12 protein-coding genes are annotated in these 20,152 nt (G+C 47.4%); 11 read left to right on the top strand and 1 reads right to left on the bottom strand.

Annotated elements, in window-relative coordinates; genetic code table 11:
• Window positions 1-45: 45 nt before the first annotated feature.
• The gene (gene gltB / locus K429_RS0126835) at window positions 46-4,620 is read right to left on the bottom strand and encodes a glutamate synthase large subunit (protein ID WP_029328775.1); all 4,575 of its coding nucleotides are present in this window, start codon (window positions 4,618-4,620) and stop codon (window positions 46-48) included.
• Between the two features lie 1,042 nt (window positions 4,621-5,662).
• On the opposite strand from gltB, the gene glmS reads away from it, so the two are divergent.
• The 11 genes from glmS (at window position 5,663) to K429_RS0126780 (ending at window position 20,140) form a co-directional block, all read left to right on the top strand.
• Complete coding sequence (glmS, locus tag K429_RS0126830) at window positions 5,663-7,507, top strand: glutamine--fructose-6-phosphate transaminase (isomerizing) (RefSeq protein ID WP_029328774.1); 1,845 nt, start codon at window positions 5,663-5,665, stop codon at window positions 7,505-7,507.
• A 69-nt stretch (window positions 7,508-7,576) separates the two neighbouring features.
• Window positions 7,577-9,460 carry an amidophosphoribosyltransferase gene (locus K429_RS0126825; RefSeq protein ID WP_029328773.1) on the top strand — a complete coding sequence of 628 codons (1,884 nt, stop codon included), beginning with the start codon at window positions 7,577-7,579 and terminating at the stop codon, window positions 9,458-9,460.
• A gap of 68 nt (window positions 9,461-9,528) precedes the next feature.
• Window positions 9,529-10,605, top strand: a complete 1,077-nt coding sequence (gene carA, locus K429_RS0126820; RefSeq protein ID WP_029328772.1) for a glutamine-hydrolyzing carbamoyl-phosphate synthase small subunit — start codon at window positions 9,529-9,531, stop codon at window positions 10,603-10,605.
• 195 nt (window positions 10,606-10,800) lie between these two features.
• Window positions 10,801-14,034 carry a carbamoyl-phosphate synthase (glutamine-hydrolyzing) large subunit gene (carB, locus tag K429_RS0126815; protein WP_029328771.1) on the top strand — a complete coding sequence of 1,078 codons (3,234 nt, stop codon included), beginning with the start codon at window positions 10,801-10,803 and terminating at the stop codon, window positions 14,032-14,034.
• A 92-nt stretch (window positions 14,035-14,126) separates the two neighbouring features.
• Window positions 14,127-14,324: a hypothetical protein gene (locus K429_RS0126810; protein WP_022210247.1), complete on the top strand. Its 198-nt coding sequence runs from the start codon at window positions 14,127-14,129 to the stop codon at window positions 14,322-14,324.
• On the top strand, window positions 14,324-14,599 hold the full coding sequence (locus K429_RS0126805) for a type II toxin-antitoxin system YafQ family toxin (RefSeq protein WP_029328770.1): 276 nt from the start codon (window positions 14,324-14,326) through the stop codon (window positions 14,597-14,599). The genes K429_RS0126810 and K429_RS0126805 overlap by 1 nt, the downstream gene beginning before the upstream one ends.
• Before the next feature lie 182 nt (window positions 14,600-14,781).
• A complete protein-coding gene (locus K429_RS0126800) occupies window positions 14,782-15,762 on the top strand; it encodes a GntR family transcriptional regulator (RefSeq protein ID WP_029328769.1) in 981 nt (326 codons plus the stop codon).
• 70 nt (window positions 15,763-15,832) lie between these two features.
• The gene (gene fucI / locus K429_RS0126795) at window positions 15,833-17,605 is read left to right on the top strand and encodes an L-fucose isomerase (RefSeq protein ID WP_029328768.1); all 1,773 of its coding nucleotides are present in this window, start codon (window positions 15,833-15,835) and stop codon (window positions 17,603-17,605) included.
• A gap of 15 nt (window positions 17,606-17,620) precedes the next feature.
• Window positions 17,621-18,259 (top strand): class II aldolase/adducin family protein, encoded by a 639-nt coding sequence (locus K429_RS0126790; protein ID WP_029328767.1) that lies wholly within the window; start codon window positions 17,621-17,623, stop codon window positions 18,257-18,259.
• Window positions 18,259-19,644, top strand: coding sequence for a rhamnulokinase family protein (locus tag K429_RS0126785; protein WP_029328766.1), 1,386 nt, complete (start codon window positions 18,259-18,261; stop codon window positions 19,642-19,644). The genes K429_RS0126790 and K429_RS0126785 overlap by 1 nt, the downstream gene beginning before the upstream one ends.
• A gap of 106 nt (window positions 19,645-19,750) precedes the next feature.
• Window positions 19,751-20,140 carry an L-rhamnose mutarotase gene (locus K429_RS0126780; protein WP_029328765.1) on the top strand — a complete coding sequence of 130 codons (390 nt, stop codon included), beginning with the start codon at window positions 19,751-19,753 and terminating at the stop codon, window positions 20,138-20,140.
• Window positions 20,141-20,152 lie beyond the last annotated feature (12 nt).

The raw sequence follows: 20,152 nt of genomic DNA, 5'->3' as shown, positions 1-20,152 counted from the left end.
CCGTCCGGCAAGTCATAAAATCATAAATCTGAAATCATAAATCTCTTAATAATCTCTCTGCATCTCTGCAATCTTCTGTTGCAGTTTCCGCATTTGCTCTTCTTGCAGTACCTTCTTGTACTCGATGGGGACTATCTGGATAAACTCATCCACATATCGGTTCCAGTCATCAAGCATAGTGCGTGCCAGGTTGGAGCCTGTATAGAGGTAGTGCTGACGGATGAGTTCGTGCAACTCCTTACGATAGGAGGCTTCTTCGATGAGGCTTAGTTCCACCATTTCCATGTTACAGAAATAATCGAAGTTTCCATCCTTATTCCATACATAAGCTACACCGCCCGACATACCGGCTGCGAAGTTGCGCCCTGTTGCCCCGAGGACTACCACACGACCGCCCGTCATGTACTCGCAACAATGATCACCTACACCCTCTACTACGGCAATGGCACCGGAATTGCGGACAGCAAAACGTTCGCCTACGCGCCCATTGATGTAAACTTCACCACTGGTTGCGCCATAGAGCAAGGTGTTTCCTGCAATCGTATTCTTTTCGGCCTGGAAGTTAGAGCGTACCGGAGGTAATACGGCAATCCGTCCACCCGAAAGGCCTTTGCCGAGGTAATCGTTCGCTTCACCTTCCAGCTTGAAGTTAACACCCGGTACAAGGAAGGCACCGAAACTTTGTCCTGCAGAACCTTTGAATTTTACGTTCAACGTATGTTCCGGCAGTCCCGCTTCACCGTACTTCGCGGCAATGGTACCCGAAAGCATAGCTCCGCAAGCACGATCCGTATTGGCAATCGTATATTCCAGTGAGATTTCTTTCTGGTTTTCCAGAGCTTCGGCAGCGGCATGCAGCATTTCAACGTCTTTTACGTGGTCGATGCCGTGTTGCTGGTCGATGGTGTGGCGGATGGCTGCACCATTATCGACACGTGCCAGTATTTTGTCGAAACTAATTAGGGATTGCTTGGGCGATTCGTTTTCTGACTTGCGGATAATAAGATCCGTGCGTCCGATGATATCATCCATACGTTCCACACCGATTTCGGCGAGATATTCCCGCACTTCCTGCGCCAGGAAAGTGAAGAAGTTCACCAGGTATTCGCTGCGTCCGTGGAAGCGCCGGCGAAGTTCCTCGTTTTGCGTTGCCACACCCACAGGGCAGGTGTTCTGATGGCATTTGCGCATCATGACGCAACCCAGTACAATCAAAGCGCTGGTTGCAAAACCGAACTCTTCGGCACCCAGCATCGCCATCAGTACGATGTCGCGACCGGTTTTCAATTGCCCGTCCACTTGCAGCATCACTTGCCCGCGCAGACCGTTCAGTACAAGAGTCTGTTGCGTCTCGCTTAGTCCCAGTTCAGGAGAGATACCGGCATAGCGGATGCTGGAGGCAGGAGAGGCGCCCGTACCACCTTCCGCACCGGAGATGACGATAAGGTCTGCTTTTGCTTTGGCCACTCCGGCGGCAATGGTTCCTACACCGCTTTCGGCTACCAGCTTCACACTGATCTTGGCACGAGGATTTACATTCTTCAGGTCGAAGATCAACTGTGCCAGGTCTTCGATGGAATAAATGTCGTGATGGGGCGGGGGAGAAATCAATGAAATGCCAGGAATGGAATGGCGCGTTTTCGCAATCACCTGATCTACTTTAAAGCCCGGTAACTGACCGCCTTCACCCGGTTTGGCCCCTTGTGCCACTTTGATTTGTATTTCATCGGCATTCACCAGATACTCCGTTGTTACGCCGAAACGTCCCGAAGCTACCTGCTTGATGGCGCTACGCAGACTGGTTCCGTCTTCGCGGGGCGTGAAGCGTGCGCTGTCTTCGCCGCCCTCACCTGTGTTGCTGCGTCCGTGAATCCGGTTCATGGCAATGGCCATTGCCTCATGCGCTTCTTTGCTGATAGACCCGTAACTCATGGCACCCGTCACAAAGCGGTGCATGATGCTTTCTACCGGTTCAACCTTATCTATAGAAATGGGGGCACGGCGGAAATCCAGGAAATCGCGCAGGAAGATAGGCGCTTCTTTTCCATCTACCAGACTGGTAAATTCTTTGAACTTCTTATAGCTGCCCAAGCGTGTGGCAAGTTGCAAGGTAGAAATGGTTTCCGGGTTCCAGGCATGTTTTTCTCCGTCTTTACGGAAAGCATACAAACCGTTGTTGGGGAGTAATCCGTCTACCTGTGCGGCAAAACCTGCATCGTGGAATGCGATTGCATCGCGTGCCACTTCATCCAGCCGGATACCGCCTATTGTGGATCTCAACCCGCCGAAATAAGCATTGCTGAGCTCTTCACTCAAACCTACGGCTTCGAATATTTTCGCTCCCCGATACGAGCGGATGGTACTGATACCCATCTTACTCATGATCTTGAACAATCCCTTGCAGATGGATTTGATATATTTCTTTTCGGCTGTGGCATAATCCAATTGGATTTCTTTCTTCGCCACCAGCTTGTCGATCACGGCGAATGCCATGTAAGGGTTCAGGGCGCTGGCGCCAAATCCCAGTAACAGGGCTGCGTGCATCACCTCGCGTATTTCACCGCTTTCCACGACCAATGCCGTCTGTACGCGTTTTCCTACCGAAATCAGGTGGTGGTGTACTGCGCTTACTGCCAGTAGGGAGGGGATAGCCGCATGAGTGGCATCCACATCACGGTCGCTCAATACAATGTAGTTCACCCCTTCGCTGACGGACTCTTCCGCTTGCTTGCAAAGTGCTGTGAGTGCTTCCTGCAATCCGGCACGCCCCTTTGCTACTTCAAATAGCAAGGGTAGTTTCACTGTTTTGAAACCTTTGTAGCGGATGTTGCAAAGAATATCCAGTTGTGCATTGCTTAGGATGGGATGGTTGAGGCGCACCATCTTACAATGGCTTTCGCTGGGTGTCAGGATGTTCATGCCCACGGCACCGATATATTCCGTCAGTGACATTACCAGTTCCTCGCGTATCGGGTCGATAGGCGGATTGGTGACTTGTGCAAACTGTTGTCGGAAGTAATTGTACAGTAGTTGCGGCTTATCCGAAAGCACGGCAAGCGGCGTATCATTCCCCATTGAGTGGATAGGCTCGGCACCCGTGGTACACATCGGGACGATGAGCCGCTCTACATCTTCCTTGGAATAGCCGAAGGTGCGCAGCATCCTCTCGTAATTCTCTACGCTATGGGGGACTTTGCGCCCGCTTTTCAGCTCATTCAGTTCGATGCGGTTCGTTGCCAGCCAACTGCGGTAAAGCTTGGCTTCGGCCAACTGTTTTTTCAATTCTCCGTCGTAGTAGATTTCGCCTTTTTCGGTATCTACCAGTAGTATCTTACCCGGTTGCAGGCGTCCCTTTTCTTTGATGTCTCCCGGTTCGAAATCCATCACGCCCACTTCGCTGGCCACTACCATCATATCGTTGTGCGTAATCAGATAGCGTGCAGGACGCAATCCGTTACGGTCGAGCATACCGCCAGCAAAACGTCCGTCGCTGAACAGCAAGGCGGCAGGGCCGTCCCAGGGTTCCATCAGGATGGAATGGTATTCATAGAATGCTTTCAGATCTTCGCTGATAGGGTTCTTTTCGTTGAAAGATTCCGGTACTAGCATGGCCATGGCATGCGGCAGGCTGAGGCCTGACATAACGAGGAATTCCAATACATTGTCCAGTGAGGCACTGTCGCTCATTCCCGGCTGAATGATGGGGCGTATCTCCCTGATGTCGCCCAAGACGGGAGAGGAGAGCACACTTTCACGGGCTTCCATCCAACCCCGGTTGCCGCGGATGGTGTTGATTTCGCCGTTGTGGGCCAGGAGGCGGAACGGTTGTGCCAGTCCCCAGGTAGGGAAGGTGTTGGTGCTGAAGCGGGAGTGCACCAGTGCTATGCCGCTGGTGAAGTAGGGGTTTGTCAGATCGGGGAAGTAGCCTCGCAGTTGCAGTGAAGAGAGCATACCTTTATAGATGATGTTCTTCGTGGATAGGGAGACAACGTAGAAATCTTCACGCGTGGCAATATCGGATTTGCGTACTTTGTTTTCTATTCTTTTTCTTATGAGATAGAGTTTACGGTCGGCTGTCTCGCTTTCCGTAAATCCGGTGATGAAAATTTGTTTGATATCCGGTTCGTTGGCAAGTGCCGATTCTCCCAGAATTTCTGGACAAGTGGGCACATTGCGCAGGTGCATCAATGTCAATCCTTCTTTTTCAATCTCTTCGATGATGATACTTAAGATAGCACCCTGGTCTTTCTCATCTTTCGGTAGAAAGAAAAGACCTGTACCGTATTTCCCTTTCTCGGGAACAGGAATACCCTGCAAAAGAATAAACTCGTGCGGGATTTGCAGCAGGATGCCGGCACCGTCTCCGGTTTTGTTATCCGCACCTTCGGCGCCCCGATGACGCATGTTCTCCAACACCTTCAATGCAGACTCTACCAGTTCGTGTGACTTGCCTCCGTGGATGTTCACTAACATACCGACACCACAAGCGTCATGCTCGTTCTCTGCATCATACAAGCCCAACTGCCTGGGATGTCGTTGATATACAGGATGTTGGCTTTCTTCCCTTCCCTGTTGTCCGGCTTTTCTCTTTGTTTCGTTGTTAAAAAGTTCTTCTTTCATCTTTTTAAGTTTACTTTATTCTGTAGTAATACCTATTATTACTATCAAAATGTTTGGCAAAAGTATTAATTTAATTTCAAATTGGTATAATAATATGGGTTTTTGTGACTTGCAAAATGTCTGTTTATTGGATCTGTGTTTTAAATTGAAATAAAATATACGCTTTTGTGTTTTGAATTGAAGTAAAATGCGTGGTTTATATTCTGTATTGTAAGTACGCCTTTCCCTCGTTCGAGAAATTGCCATAATGCCAAATAGCCAAAAGGGAAGTGCATGACATTTTTTTTGTTTCATCCTTATCCGGATATAACCAAGTCCGTACCAACTCCGTGTCAAGTCCATACCAACTCCGTACCAAGTCCATTCCTATAAATACGGAGATGGTACGGACTTGATACAGTGTTGGTATGGGATTGACATGGATTTAGTCTCTTTACCCGTTGGCAGAATTGATTTCTTTCTTTAGGGTATGAATAAAATGAGTATCTCTACATTAAGTAAATAGAGTATCTCAATTCCCCTCCTCCGTCGGAGGAGGGGTGCCCAGAGGGCAGGGTGGTAGGTAAAGCAAGAAATACCGATGAATCATATCAATAAGGAATTCTTTTCTCACCTACCACCTCCCCCTACGGGTACTCCTCCTCCGACGGAGGAGGAGAATTGAGATAGTACTGTTTAATCACTTTTATTCATTACTTTTCCATTATGAATTAATTCCGCCAACAGGTTCTCTTTATCTTAATTGGCCTTTTCCTTTGGCCTTGGCAATTTGGCTTTTTGGCAATTTGGCAACCTTGAAAAACGACAGTCTTTATCGGATTGGAAGATTTTTCCGCTATCTCCTTTCAATATAAAACTAAAATTCCATTGCTTGCTTTGAATTTATAAAATTACTCCTTTTGCTTTAATAAGTTTGTTTTCTTTAACTTTTTGACAAGAAAATAACTTTTTTCTATTCTTTTGATAAATAAATAGGCAAAACATTAACTTTATGTTCTCGGGTTTTTATATCTTTGCAGCGCAAAATCAAATATTAATTAGTATGTGTGGAATCGTAGGCTATATTGGTCAAAAGAAAGCCTACCCCATTCTTATCAAAGGATTGAAGCGATTAGAGTATCGCGGATATGATAGTGCAGGGGTAGCATTAATCAGTGATAACCGACAGTTGAACGTTTACAAAACGAAAGGTAAGGTTTCGGAACTGGAAACTTTCGTTACTCAAAAAGATATTTCCGGTAACATCGGAATTGCCCATACCCGTTGGGCTACGCACGGGGAACCTTGCTCCGCTAACGCCCATCCTCATTATTCCTCTTCCGAACATCTCGCTCTCATCCACAACGGCATCATCGAAAACTACGCCGTCCTTAAAGAAAAACTCCAGGCCAAAGGCTATTCATTCAAAAGCAGTACGGACACCGAAGTACTGGTGCAACTGATAGAATTCATCCAGAAATCCAAAAATACAGATCTGCTGACTGCTGTGCAATTAGCGTTGCGTGAAGTAATCGGCGCTTATGCCATTGCCGTGCTGGATAAGGACAATCCGGATGAGATTATAGCAGCCCGCAAGAGTAGTCCGTTGGTGGTAGGTATCGGTGAAGATGAGTTTTTCCTGGCTTCGGATGCTACGCCGATTGTGGAATATACAGATAAAGTCGTATATTTGGAAGATGAAGAGATCGCCGTCATCCGCCGCGGAGAGAAACTGAAGGTGGTGAACCTGAAAAATGTGGAATGTCCGCACGAAGTGAAGACGGTGGCACTGAATCTGGGACAGTTGGAAAAGGGTGGTTATCCGCACTTCATGCTGAAAGAGATTTTTGAACAGCCCGATTGCATTCATGACTGTATGCGCGGACGTATCAATGTAGAAAGTACAAATGTGGTGCTTTCCGCAGTGATTGATAACAAAGACCGCCTGCTGGCAGCCAAACGTTTCATCATCGTGGCGTGCGGTACTTCCTGGCATGCAGCGCTTATCGGAAAGCATCTGATAGAAAGTCTTTGCCGCATTCCGGTGGAAGTGGAGTATGCTTCGGAATTCCGTTACCGTGATCCGGTGATAGACAGTAAGGATGTGGTGATTGCGATTTCGCAAAGTGGCGAGACGGCGGATACACTGGCAGCTGTGGAACTGGCGCGGAGTCGTGGGGCATTTATCTATGGCATCTGTAATGCGATTGGTTCGTCTATTCCGAGGGCTACGCATACGGGTTCTTATATCCACGTAGGCCCTGAAATCGGAGTGGCTTCCACCAAAGCGTTTACGGGACAGGTGACAGTGCTCACCATGCTGGCGCTGACGCTTGCCAAGGAGAAGAATACGATAGATGAGGGGCAGTTCCTTGCCATTGTGCAAGAGCTGAACCGCATTCCTGATAAGATGAAAGAAGTGCTGAAGCTGAATGGCAGCATTGCAGAGCTTTCCAAAATCTTCACGTATGCGCATAACTTTATCTATCTGGGACGCGGATATTCGTATCCCGTAGCCTTGGAAGGTGCGTTGAAGCTGAAAGAAATCTCTTATATCCATGCCGAGGGTTATCCGGCTGCTGAAATGAAGCACGGGCCTATCGCACTGGTAGATGCTGAAATGCCGGTGGTAGTGATTGCTACACAGAACGGGCTTTATGAGAAAGTATTGAGTAACATACAGGAAATCAAGGCGCGTAAGGGCAAAGTGATTGCCCTGGTGACAAAAGGGGATACGGTTATCAGCAAGATTGCCGATACTTGTATCGAGTTGCCGGAAACAATCGAGTGCCTCGACCCGTTAATTACTACAGTACCGTTGCAGTTACTGGCCTATCATATCGCAGTATGCAAAGGGATGGATGTGGATCAGCCGAGAAACTTGGCGAAGAGCGTCACAGTGGAATAAAGAGGGTAATACGAAATAAATAGTAAACGATAAATTGTACTTTGTACATTGTAAATTGTAAATGAACTGATGGAAGAACTGAAGCATGAATGTGGCGTTGCCATGATACGCCTGCTGAAACCTCTGGAATACTATGAACAGAAGTACGGCACATGGATGTACGGTTTGAACAAACTCTATCTTCTGATGGAGAAACAGCACAACCGCGGACAAGAGGGCGCCGGTATAGCTTGTGTAAAGCTGGAAGCAAATCCCGGTGAAGAGTATATGTTCCGTGAGCGTGCACTCGGTTCGGGTGCCATTACCGAGATATTCGGTACGGTGCAGAGCAACTTTAAGGATCTGACAAAAGAGCAGCTTCATGATGCGGATTATGCTAAGAAGTACCTTCCTTTTGCGGGCGAGGCTTACATGGGGCACTTGCGCTATTCCACTACCGGAAAGAGCGGCATTTCCTATGTGCACCCCTTCCTGAGGCGTAACAACTGGCGGGCTAAGAACCTTGCTCTTTGCGGCAATTTCAACATGACGAACGTGGATGAGATTTTTGCACGTATCACTGCTATCGGCCAGCATCCGCGGAAGTATGCCGATACGTACATCATGCTGGAACAAGTGGGACACCGTCTCGACCGTGAGGTGGAGCGCCTCTTCAATCTTGCCGAAGCGGAAGGATTGACAGGCATGGGCGTGACTCACTATATAGAAGATCATATGGACCTGGCAAACGTGCTGCGTACTTCGAGCAAGGAGTGGGACGGAGGCTATGTGATATGCGGACTGACGGGAAGCGGTGAATCGTTTGCCGTGCGCGATCCGTGGGGAATCCGCCCCGCATTCTGGTATCAGGATGATGAAGTGGCAGTGCTTGCCAGCGAACGCCCTGTGATACAAACCGCTTTCAATGTACCGGCAGCCAGCATTAAGGAATTGATGCCCGGACAAGCCTTGCTGATTAACAAGACAGGCAAGCTGCGTACCACCCAAATCAATAAAGTACGCGAGGTGAAACCCTGTTCTTTCGAACGTATTTATTTCTCACGAGGTAGTGATGTGGATATTTACAGGGAACGTAAACTATTGGGTGAGAAACTGATACCTAACATCTTGAAAGCCATCAATAAAGACCTTGACCATACTGTGTTTTCCTTCATCCCGAATACAGCGGAAGTTGCTTTCTACGGCATGTTGCAGGGATTGGATGATTATCTGAATGAAGAGAAAGTGCAACAGATCGCTTCCTTGGGACATAGTCCCAGTCTGGAGGAACTGGAACAGATACTTTCTCGCCGTATCCGTAGCGAAAAGGTAGCCATCAAGGATATCAAACTGCGCACGTTTATTGCAGAAGGAAACAGCCGCAATGACTTGGCTGCGCACGTGTATGATATCACCTATGGCAGTCTGGTGCCGGGTGTAGACAATCTTGTCATTATCGACGACTCCATTGTACGCGGAACTACTCTGAAACAGAGTATCATCGGTATTCTCGATCGTCTGGGTCCCAAGAAGATTGTGATTGTTTCTTCTTCCCCACAGGTACGTTATCCTGATTATTACGGCATCGATATGGCAAAGATGAGTGAATTCATTGCTTTCAAAGCGGCCATCGAGTTGCTGAAAGACCGGGATATGAAAGATGTGATTGCCGCTGCCTACCGCAAATCGAAAGACCAGGTAGGGTTGCCGAAGGAGCAAATGGTGAACTATGTGAAGGATATCTATGCACCCTTTACTGACGAGGAAATCTCCGCCAAGATGGTGGAACTGCTGACACCTGCCGGAACAAAGGCGAAGGTGGAAATCGTATACCAACCGTTGGAGGGGCTGCATGAGGCTTGCCCCAATCATCGGGGAGACTGGTATTTCAGCGGTGATTATCCTACGCCGGGCGGGGTGAAGATGCTGAATAATGCCTTTATTGACTATATAGAACAAGTATATCAATTTTAACGAAATAGTGTTTAGTAATAAGTGATTAACGTTAATCACTTATTACTAAACACTAATCACTAACTAACATGAGAAATGTAACTCTTATCCTCGACGACGGGAGCCGCTTCCACGGCAAGTCGTTTGGCTACGAAAAGCCGGTAGCGGGAGAGGTGGTTTTCAACACAGCTATGACGGGGTATCCCGAGAGCTTGACTGACCCCTCGTATGCCGGACAGTTGATGACGCTCACTTATCCGTTGGTGGGCAATTATGGTGTGCCGCCTTTCACTATCGAACCGAATGGACTGGCTACCTTTATGGAAAGTGAACGTATCCATGCGGAAGCCATCATTGTAAGTGATTATAGTGAGGATTTTAGCCATTGGAACGCTGTGGAAAGCCTTGCTGATTGGCTGAAGCGTGAACAGGTGCCGGGCATCACAGGTATCGATACGCGTGAGCTGACAAAGGTACTCCGCAAACATGGCGTGATGATGGGTAAGATTGTTTTTGATGATGAACCGGAGAATGTGCCTGATGCCGTGTATGCGGGAGTGAATTATGTGGATAAGGTGAGTTGCAAGGAGATAATCCGGTACAACGAAGGTGCGGGTAAGAAGAAAGTAGTCCTGGTGGATTGTGGAGTGAAGAGCAATATTCTTCGCTGTCTGCTGAAGCGTGATGTGGAAGTCATCCGTGTGCCTTGGAACTATGATTATAATGAACTGGAGTTTGACGGACTTTTCATTAGTAACGGCCCGGGTGATCCGGATACCTGTGATGCTGCGGTGCAGAATATCCGCCGGGCAATGAAGAATGAAAAACTACCTATCTTCGGTATCTGCATGGGAAATCAGTTGCTGAGTAAGGCAGGAGGAGCAAAGATATACAAGCTGAAATATGGTCATCGCAGTCACAACCAGCCGGTGCGTATGGTGGGCACAGAGCGTTGTTTTATCACTTCGCAGAATCATGGTTATGCAGTGGACAACACTACGCTGACGGAAGATTGGGAACCGCTGTTCATCAATATGAACGACGGGTCTAATGAGGGTATTAAACATAAACGGAATCCCTGGTTCTCTGCACAATTTCATCCGGAAGCTGCCAGCGGGCCGACGGATACGGAGTTTTTGTTTGATGAGTTCGTGAAACTGCTGTAAAATAGTATCTAAATTCCCCTCCTCCGACGGAGGAGGGGTGCCCAAAGGGCGGGGTGGTAGGTAAAAAAATTCCTTAGCCTTATAATTCATAGGTATTTTATTGCTTTACCTACCACCTCCCCCCGTTGGGGTACTCCTCCTCCGACGGAGGAGGAGAATTGAGATAGATTTTAGAAATATAATGAATAAATAGAAATGAAAGAAAACAATATAAAGAAAGTCCTGCTACTCGGTTCCGGTGCACTGAAAATCGGCGAGGCAGGTGAGTTCGACTACTCCGGCAGCCAGGCACTCAAAGCCTTGAAAGAAGAAGGTATCTACACCGTTCTTATCAACCCGAATATCGCTACTGTGCAGACTTCGGAAGGCGTTGCCGACCAGATTTATTTCCTGCCTGTCACTCCTTATTTTGTAGAGAAAGTCATCGAAAAAGAACGTCCGGACGGCGTTATGCTCGCCTTTGGTGGACAAACGGCATTGAATTGTGGTGTTGCCCTCTACAAAGACGGAGTTTTTGAGAAATATGGTGTAAAAGTTCTCGGTACTCCCGTACAAGCCATTATCGATACGGAAGACCGTGAGATTTTCGTGCATAAGCTGAATGAAATCAATGTAAAGACTATCAAAAGCGAAGCTGTAGAAAATGCCATTGATGCCCGTCGTGCTGCTGCCGAATTGGGGTATCCGGTGATTGTCCGCGCTGCATACGCGCTTGGTGGACTGGGTTCCGGCTTCTGTGACAATGAAGAAGAACTGGATGTGTTGGTTGAGAAAGCTTTCTCCTTCTCCCCGCAGGTGCTTGTGGAAAAATCCTTGCGTGGATGGAAAGAAGTGGAGTATGAGGTGGTGCGCGACCGCTTTGACAACTGTATCACCGTTTGTAACATGGAGAACTTCGACCCGCTGGGTATCCATACGGGAGAGTCCATTGTTATCGCTCCGTCTCAGACGCTCAGTAACTCCGATTATCATAAGTTGCGCGAACTTGCTATCCGTATCATTCGCCATATCGGTATTGTAGGAGAATGTAATGTGCAGTATGCTTATGATCCTGAAAGTGAAGATTATAGAGTGATTGAAGTAAATGCCCGCTTGAGCCGTTCTTCTGCTCTGGCTTCTAAAGCTACGGGGTATCCGCTTGCTTTCGTTGCTGCAAAACTCGGTCTTGGCTACGGATTGTTCGACCTGAAGAATTCTGTAACGAAAACCACAAGTGCTTTCTTTGAACCTGCATTGGATTATGTGGTCTGTAAAATACCCCGTTGGGACTTGGGTAAGTTCCATGGTGTAGACAAGGAACTGGGTTCCAGCATGAAGTCAGTAGGCGAAGTGATGGCTATCGGCCGTACTTTTGAAGAAGCCATTCAGAAAGGTCTGCGTATGATAGGACAGGGGATGCATGGTTTCGTAGAGAATAAGGAACTTGTTATCTCTGATATAGACAAGGCGCTCCGTGAACCGACGGACAAGCGTATCTTCGTCATATCCAAAGCTTTCCGTGCCGGATATACCGTTGATCAGGTGCACGAACTGACGAAGATCGATAAGTGGTTCCTGGAGAAGCTGATGAACATAATGAACACCAGCAAAGAGTTGGAACAGTGGAGTAAGAACCACAAACAGATAGCCGATCTGCCTTTGGAATTGCTGAAAAAAGCCAAGGTACAAGGTTTCTCCGATTTCCAGATAGCTCGCGCCATCGGTTATGAAGGAGACATGGAAGACGGTATCCTCTATGTACGCAATCATCGTAAGAGCGTTGGCATTGTCCCTGTGGTGAAGCAAATAGACACTCTTGCTGCCGAATATCCTGCACAGACTAATTACCTGTATCTGACGTATAGTGGCATCGCTAATGATGTTCATTATCTCGGCGACCGTAAATCCATCGTTGTACTCGGTTCCGGTGCGTATCGTATCGGGTCTTCCGTAGAGTTTGACTGGTGCGGTGTACAGGCACTGAATACCATCCGTAAAGAAGGGTATCGCAGCGTTATGATTAACTATAATCCCGAAACCGTATCTACGGACTATGATATGTGCGACCGCCTCTACTTCGACGAACTTACCTTCGAACGGGTAATGGATATCCTTGAACTGGAAAATCCGCACGGGGTGATTGTTTCTACCGGTGGTCAGATACCGAATAACCTTGCCCTGCGTCTAGATGCGCAGAAGGTGCCTATACTCGGTACTTCCGCCAAAAGCATTGACAATGCCGAAGACCGTGAGAAGTTCTCTGCCATGCTGGATCGTATCGGCGTAGACCAGCCTCGCTGGCGCGAGCTTACGAGCATGGACGACATCAACGAGTTTGTGGAAGAAGTAGGTTTCCCGGTACTTGTGCGTCCGTCATACGTGCTTTCAGGTGCTGCAATGAACGTTTGTTCCAATCAGGAAGAACTGGAACGCTTCCTGCAACTTGCGGCCAATGTATCGAAGAAGCATCCGGTGGTTGTCAGCCAGTTCATTGAACATGCCAAGGAGGTGGAGATGGATGCAGTGGCACAGAATGGGGAAATTGTGGCATACGCTATCTCTGAACATATTGAGTTTGCCGGGGTACATTCGGGTGATGCTACGATTCAATTTCCGCCGCAGAAGCTTTATGTGGAGACGGTACGCCGCATTAAGCGTATCAGTCGTGAGATTGCACGCGAACTGAATATCTCCGGTCCGTTCAATATCCAGTATCTGGCCCGTGAGAATGACATCAAGGTGATTGAATGTAACCTGCGTGCATCCCGTAGTTTCCCGTTCGTCAGCAAGGTGCTGAAGATTAATCTTATCGAACTGGCTACGAAGGTGATGTTAGGGCTTCCGGTAGAAAAGCCGAATAAGAATCTCTTTGAACTGGACTATGTAGGCATCAAGGCCAGCCAGTTCTCTTTCAATCGCTTGCAAAAGGCCGACCCGGTGTTGGGTGTGGATATGGCATCTACAGGTGAGGTAGGTTGTATCGGAAGTGATACGTCCTGTGCCGTACTGAAGGCTATGCTTTCTGTAGGCTACCGCATACCGAAGAAAAATATCCTGCTTTCTACCGGTACACCGAAACAGAAGGTGGAAATGCTTTCCGCTGCCCGTCTGCTTCAGCAAAAAGGGTATAAGCTCTTTGCAACGGGAGGTACCAGTAAGTTCCTTACGGAGAATGGGGTGGAGAATACGCAGGTGTATTGGCCCAGTGAGACTAACCAACAGCCGCAAGCGTTGGATATGCTGCACAAAAAAGAGATCGACATGGTGGTGAATATTCCGAAGAACCTCACTGCGGGTGAGTTGAGTAACGGATATAAGATTCGTCGTGCCGCTATCGACCTGAATGTTCCGCTGATTACGAATGCCCGCCTGGCAAGTGCTTTCATCAATGCTTTCTGTACGATGACGCTGGATGATCTGGCAATTAAATCGTGGGCGGAGTATAAATAATCTCTGTATAACAAAGTGAGAAAAACATTTGTTAGTCAAAGAGAATGGTTTAACTTTGCATTTACAACTATAAAAATATAGGAGAGTATATTATGGATACAACGATGGAAACCATTTCATTTGAGTTGCCGAAAGCTGACTTAAAGTTATTCAAAGAATTGGCAAAGAAGATGGGCTGGACTATTACTGACAAAAAGTCGGGTATAGAAAAGGCTATGGAGGATGTGAAGACCGGGCGCGTGTATAAAGCAAAAGATGCAGATGAGTTATTTAAGCAAATATTAGGCTGATGGCATATACCTTGATATATACCGGACAGTTCAAGAAAGATTTAAAGCGTTGCCAGAAACGAGGATTAGATATTGAACTTTTGCATAAAGTGATAACTCTTTTACAAGAAAACGGTTCTTTGCCGACTGAATATAAACCTCATATATTGTCGGGACAATTTTCAGGATATTGGGAATGTCATATAAAGCCGGATTGGTTGTTGATATGGGAGCAGAATGATAAAGAATTGACTTTATTGCTGCTTAATACTGGGACACATTCGGACTTGTTTTGATAACTTTAGAAATAGCAGGTCTCGTTGCATTGCAAAGATGTAACGGGGCTTTTGCTTTTTATATGCTGCAAAACATATCACTATTTCTTGCTGATTCAGAATAAATAATCTTTCTTTGCACCAGCACAGTTCAGCATAGTTGTCTGTGTCATCCTTACTTTGATTAAACCTGTATACGCAATATGAAAACAATTTTCGGGCAACAAACGACGAAGGTAAAACAACTGGCCGATTTGATCAGCCAGGACATTTCTATGGGACGTTACAAGACGGATACCGCCCTGCCTTCCATCAATCAGCTGAGCCACGATTATAAAGTTTCCCGCGACACGGTTTTTAAAGCTTTTATTGATCTGAAGGAGCGGGGGATTATCGACTCTACTCCTGGTAAAGGTTACTATGTGGTGAACCGCCAGAAAAATATTCTGCTGCTGCTCGATGAATACTCACCCTTTAAAGATACGCTGTATAACAGCATCATCCGCCGCCTTTCTACGCGTTATAAGGTAGACCTGTGGTTTCATCAGTATAACGAAGCATTGTTCAATGCTATTCTTCGCGATTCCATTGGCCGCTATAATAAATACGTGGTAATGAACTTCGATAATGAAAAGATTTCTCCTTATCTCTATAAGATAGACTCTTCCCGCCTGTTGCTGCTTGATTTCGGGCAATTTGATAAGCGGGAGTACTCATACATCTGCCAGGACTTCGGTGAAGCCTTTTACGCAGCTATGGCTCAATTGTCAGATAGGTTGCAGAACTATCGCAAGCTTATCCTGTTTCTGGCACGGGAAAGTAAGCATCCCAAGGAGACGTGCGATTATTTCAGGAAGTTTTGTGCAGATCATCAATTGGAATGTGAGATAATAGAGACTTTGGACGACAGGGAAGTGCATTCCGGTGAAGCCTATATCGCCATCCGCCAGGTGGATGTGGTGGAGATTGTGAAGAAGAGCCGTGCGGCAGGTTTGACGTGTGGTATTGATTTCGGCTTGATAGCCTATAATGATACGCCGGCTTATGAAGTGATTGATAAGGGAATAACAGTGATGAGTGTTGATTGGCAAAAGATGGGAATCCTGACGGCAGATTTCATCTTGAGTGGCAAACCCATACAGGTTTGTCTGCCGACGGAAGTAAATTTAAGAGGCTCTTTATAGCCTTTTTTTACAAACTGATTTCAGCACAGTTCAGCATAGATAATGTTTTATTAACCAAATAAATGATAGCATGAAAAAGTATCCGAAAATCGGGATTCGTCCCACTATCGACGGCCGCCAGGGTGGCGTACGTGAAAGCCTTGAAGAAAAGACAATGAACCTGGCTAAAGCAGTAGCCGAGTTGATCACCAGTAACTTGAAGAATGGTGACGGAAGTCCTGTGGAGTGTGTGATTTCAGACAGTACCATCGGTCGCGTAGCCGAAAGCGCGGCTTGTGCCGAGAAGTTTGAACGAGAAGGCGTGGGTTCTACTATCACAGTGACCTCTTGCTGGTGCTACGGTGCCGAGACTATGGACATGAATCCGTATTATCCGAAAGCTGTTTGGGGATTTAACGGTACGGAACGTCCGGGAGCTGTATATCTGGCAGCTGTACTGGCAGGACATGCACAAAAAGGATTACCTGCTTTTGGCATTTACGGACGTGATGTGCAGGATCTGGATGACAATTCCATCCCTACCGACGTTGCAGAAAAACTGCTTCGTTTTGCACGTGCCGCACAGGCAGTAGCGACCATGCGCGGAAAATCTTATCTGTCGATGGGTAGCGTATCTATGGGTATTGCCGGTTCTATTGTGAATCCGGATTTCTTCCAGGAATATCTGGGCATCCGTTGCGAATCTGTAGACCTGACTGAAATTATCCGTCGCATGACTGAAGGTATCTATGATAAGGAAGAGTTCGCTAAAGCCATGGCATGGACAGAGAAATATTGCAAGAAGAATGAGGGCAAGGATTTCAATCTCCCCGCAAAGACCAAGACCCGTGAGCAAAAAGACGAAGATTGGGAGTTTATTGTGAAGATGACCCTTATCATGCGCGACCTTATACAAGGTAATCCGAAACTTCGCGAAATGGGATTCAAGGAAGAAGCACTTGGACACAATGCCATTGCCGCCGGTTTCCAGGGACAACGCCAGTGGACGGATTTTTATCCGAATGGTGACTACTCCGAAGCTCTGCTGAATACTTCTTTTGACTGGAACGGTATCCGTGAAGCATACGTAGTAGCTACTGAAAATGATGCCTGCAACGGTGTAGCCATGCTCTTTGGTCATTTGCTGACAAACCGTGCACAGATATTCTCTGACGTGCGTACATATTGGAGTCCTGAAGCTGTGAAACGTGTTACGGGTAAAGAATTGACCGGTTTGGCAGCTAATGGTATTATCCATCTGATTAACTCCGGTGCTACCACTCTGGACGGTACAGGCCAGCAAACAAATACACAGGGTGAACCTGTCATGAAACCTCATTGGGAAATCTCCGAGGCTGAAATGGAGAAATGTCTTGAAGCTACCACCTGGTATCCCGCTAACCGTGATTATTTCCGTGGAGGTGGTTTCTCTTCCAACTTCCTGTCGAAGGGTGGAATGCCTGTAACTATGACCCGTCTGAATCTGGTAAAAGGCCTTGGCCCTGTGCTTCAGATTGCTGAGGGATGGACGGTAGAGATTGATCCGGAAGTTCACAAGCTGCTGGATGAACGTACGGACCGTACTTGGCCTACTACTTGGTTTGTGCCCCGTCTTTGCGATAAACCGGCATTTGAAGATGTGTACTCGGTAATGAATAACTGGGGAGCCAATCATGGTGCTATCAGTTACGGACATATCGGTCAGGATTTGATTACGCTGGCTTCCATGCTTCGTATTCCTGTTTGCATGCACAATGTGGATGAGAAGAAGATATTCCGTCCTGCTGCTTGGAATGCATTCGGTATGGATAAAGAAGGAGCTGATTACAGAGCCTGCACAACGTACGGACCTATCTATAAATAACAAATAGAAATAGACATGATAACAAACGAACACATAGAACAATTCATAGCCCAGGCGCATCGGGTAGGAGATGCCGGATTGACAATATGCAGTAGCGGCAATATCTCCTGGCGCATTGGTGACGAAGTCCTGCTTTCCGGAACAGGTTCATGGGTACCTTCTCTACCTAAAGAAAAAGTAGCTGTCTGCCGCCTTTCTACAGGAGAAGTATTGAATGGAGTGAAACCCTCTATGGAAAGCGGTTTCCATCTCGGAGTACTCCGTGAGCGTCCTGATGTGAATGTAGTTCTGCATTTCCAGTCACACTATGCCACGGCTGTGGCGTGTATGAAGAATCGTCCTACGAACTTCAACGTAACAGCAGAGATTCCCTGCCATGTGGGAAGCGAGATTCCGGTAGTTCCTTATTATCGTCCGGGATCGAAAGAATTGGCTCAGGGAGTGATTGATGCTTTGAAAGACCATAATTCCGTCCTCTTGCTGAAACATGGGCAGGTGGTGTGTGGCAAGGACTTCGACCAGGCTTTTGAACGCGCTATGTTCTTTGAAATGGCATGCCGCATCATTATCCAGTCCGGAGGAGACTACACAGTACTTACTCCTGAAGAGATCGACGATCTTGAAACATACATTTTAGGAAAGAAGACTAAATGATGAATACCTATCTGGCAGTAGATTTTGGAGGTGGAAGCGGTCGCGTTATGGCCGGTTCCATCTGCCAGGGTACGCTGAAACTGGAAGAGGTGTACCGCTTTCCAAACCGTCAGGTGCGGATGGGAAACCATGTGTACTGGGATTTTCTGGCTCTGTTTGATGAGATGAAGAACGGACTCCGGCAAGCGGTGCGCAAGGGATATCATATCAGGAGCATTGGCATTGATACCTGGGGTGTGGACTTTGGAATGATAGACCGTAACGGTAACTTGCTGGGAAACCCAGTGTGTTATCGTGACCCCCGAACGGATGGTTTGCCGGAAGAGTTTTTCGGTGACAACCTTGTTCGGCATTATTCCGAAGCCGGCATACAAGTGATGTCCATCAATACACTTTTTCAGCTTTACAGCATGAAGAAAAGCGGTGATACGCAATTGGAAGTTGCAGACCGTCTTCTGTTTATGCCCGATCTTTTCAGTTACTTCCTCACAGGGGTGGCAAATAATGAATACTGCATTGCATCCACCTCCGAACTGCTTGATGCACGTAGCCGGACTTGGAATCAGCCACTCATCCATCGCTTGGGAGTACCTGCACATCTCTTCGGAGACATTGTGATGCCCGGTACGATACGTGGCAAACTGAAACGGGAGATTGCCGAAGAAATTGGTCTGACGGATGAAGTGGATATCATAGCTGTCGGTTCGCATGATACGGCAAGCGCTGTTTATGCGATTCCTTCGACACAGGTGGATAAATCCCGTTGTGCCTTCCTCAGTTCCGGTACGTGGTCTCTGCTGGGTGTTGAACTGGATGAGCCTATCCTCACGGAAGAAGCTTGCCGGGCCGGCTTCACCAATGAGGGCGGGGTAGGCGGTAAGATTCGTTTTCTTCAGAATATCACCGGGCTTTGGATCTTGCAACGTCTTATGGCACAATGGAAAGAAAGAGGAGAGCGATGTGAATACGATTTCTTGCTTTCTGCCGCTGAATCTGCGGATATTCCATCCGTCATTGACGTAGATGATAAAATATTCCAGAACCCTGTGGATATGGAGGATGCCATTGCGGAGTATTGTGAAGCGCACGGACAGCCTATACCGGAAACTTACGGTGAGGTAGTGCGTTGTGTACTCCAATCACTCGCCCTGCGCTATAAGCAAGGAATAGACCAACTGAATCGTCTGCTTCCCGCTCCGATAGAACAGCTCAATATCATCGGTGGCGGATGCCGTAATTCACTGCTGAACCGCCTGACAGCCGAGGCTTTGGGTATTCCCGTCTATGCCGGACCTGTAGAGGCAACCGCTATCGGTAATATCCTGGTGCAAGCCATTGCCAAAGGAGAGATCGGCAGCCGTGAAGAAATCAAAGAATTTATTTAATAACTTAGCCGGAACGCAGATAAACACTGCTTTGCGTAGATAATTATCGTATCACTTTTTAATCTGCTAAAATCTGTGTTTATTTGCGTTTCAATATTGATTTACTATGGACACATCAATCAAACGTTATCCCGCCAAAGAGCATCATCAGCCGGTGGAGCGTATCTGCCGGACACTGGAACTCCGTGACGATCCGCAGTTGATAGCCGAATATCGTCGCCGGCACAGCCAAGGGACTATCTGGCCCGAAATACCTGCCGGTATCCGTGAAGCCGGTATTCTGGAAATGGAAATATATCTTTTGGACACCCGCCTGTTTATGATAGTCGAAGTGCCTGTAGGGTTTAACTGGGATGCAGCTATGGAGCGCCTCGCTTCCTTGCCCCGACAACAGGAGTGGGAAGACTATATGGCCATCTTCCAGCTTGTGAAACCCGGTTCCACAGCCGCCGAGAAATGGCAACCGATGGAGCGTATTTTCTACCTTTATGACTAATCCCAGCCAAAG

The organism is Bacteroides sp. 14(A), assembly GCF_000526555.1.
GTDB lineage: Bacteria > Bacteroidota > Bacteroidia > Bacteroidales > Bacteroidaceae > Bacteroides > Bacteroides cellulosilyticus.
The sequence above is the reverse complement of the archived record's forward strand: the minus strand, read 5'-3'. Positions and strand labels throughout refer to the sequence as shown.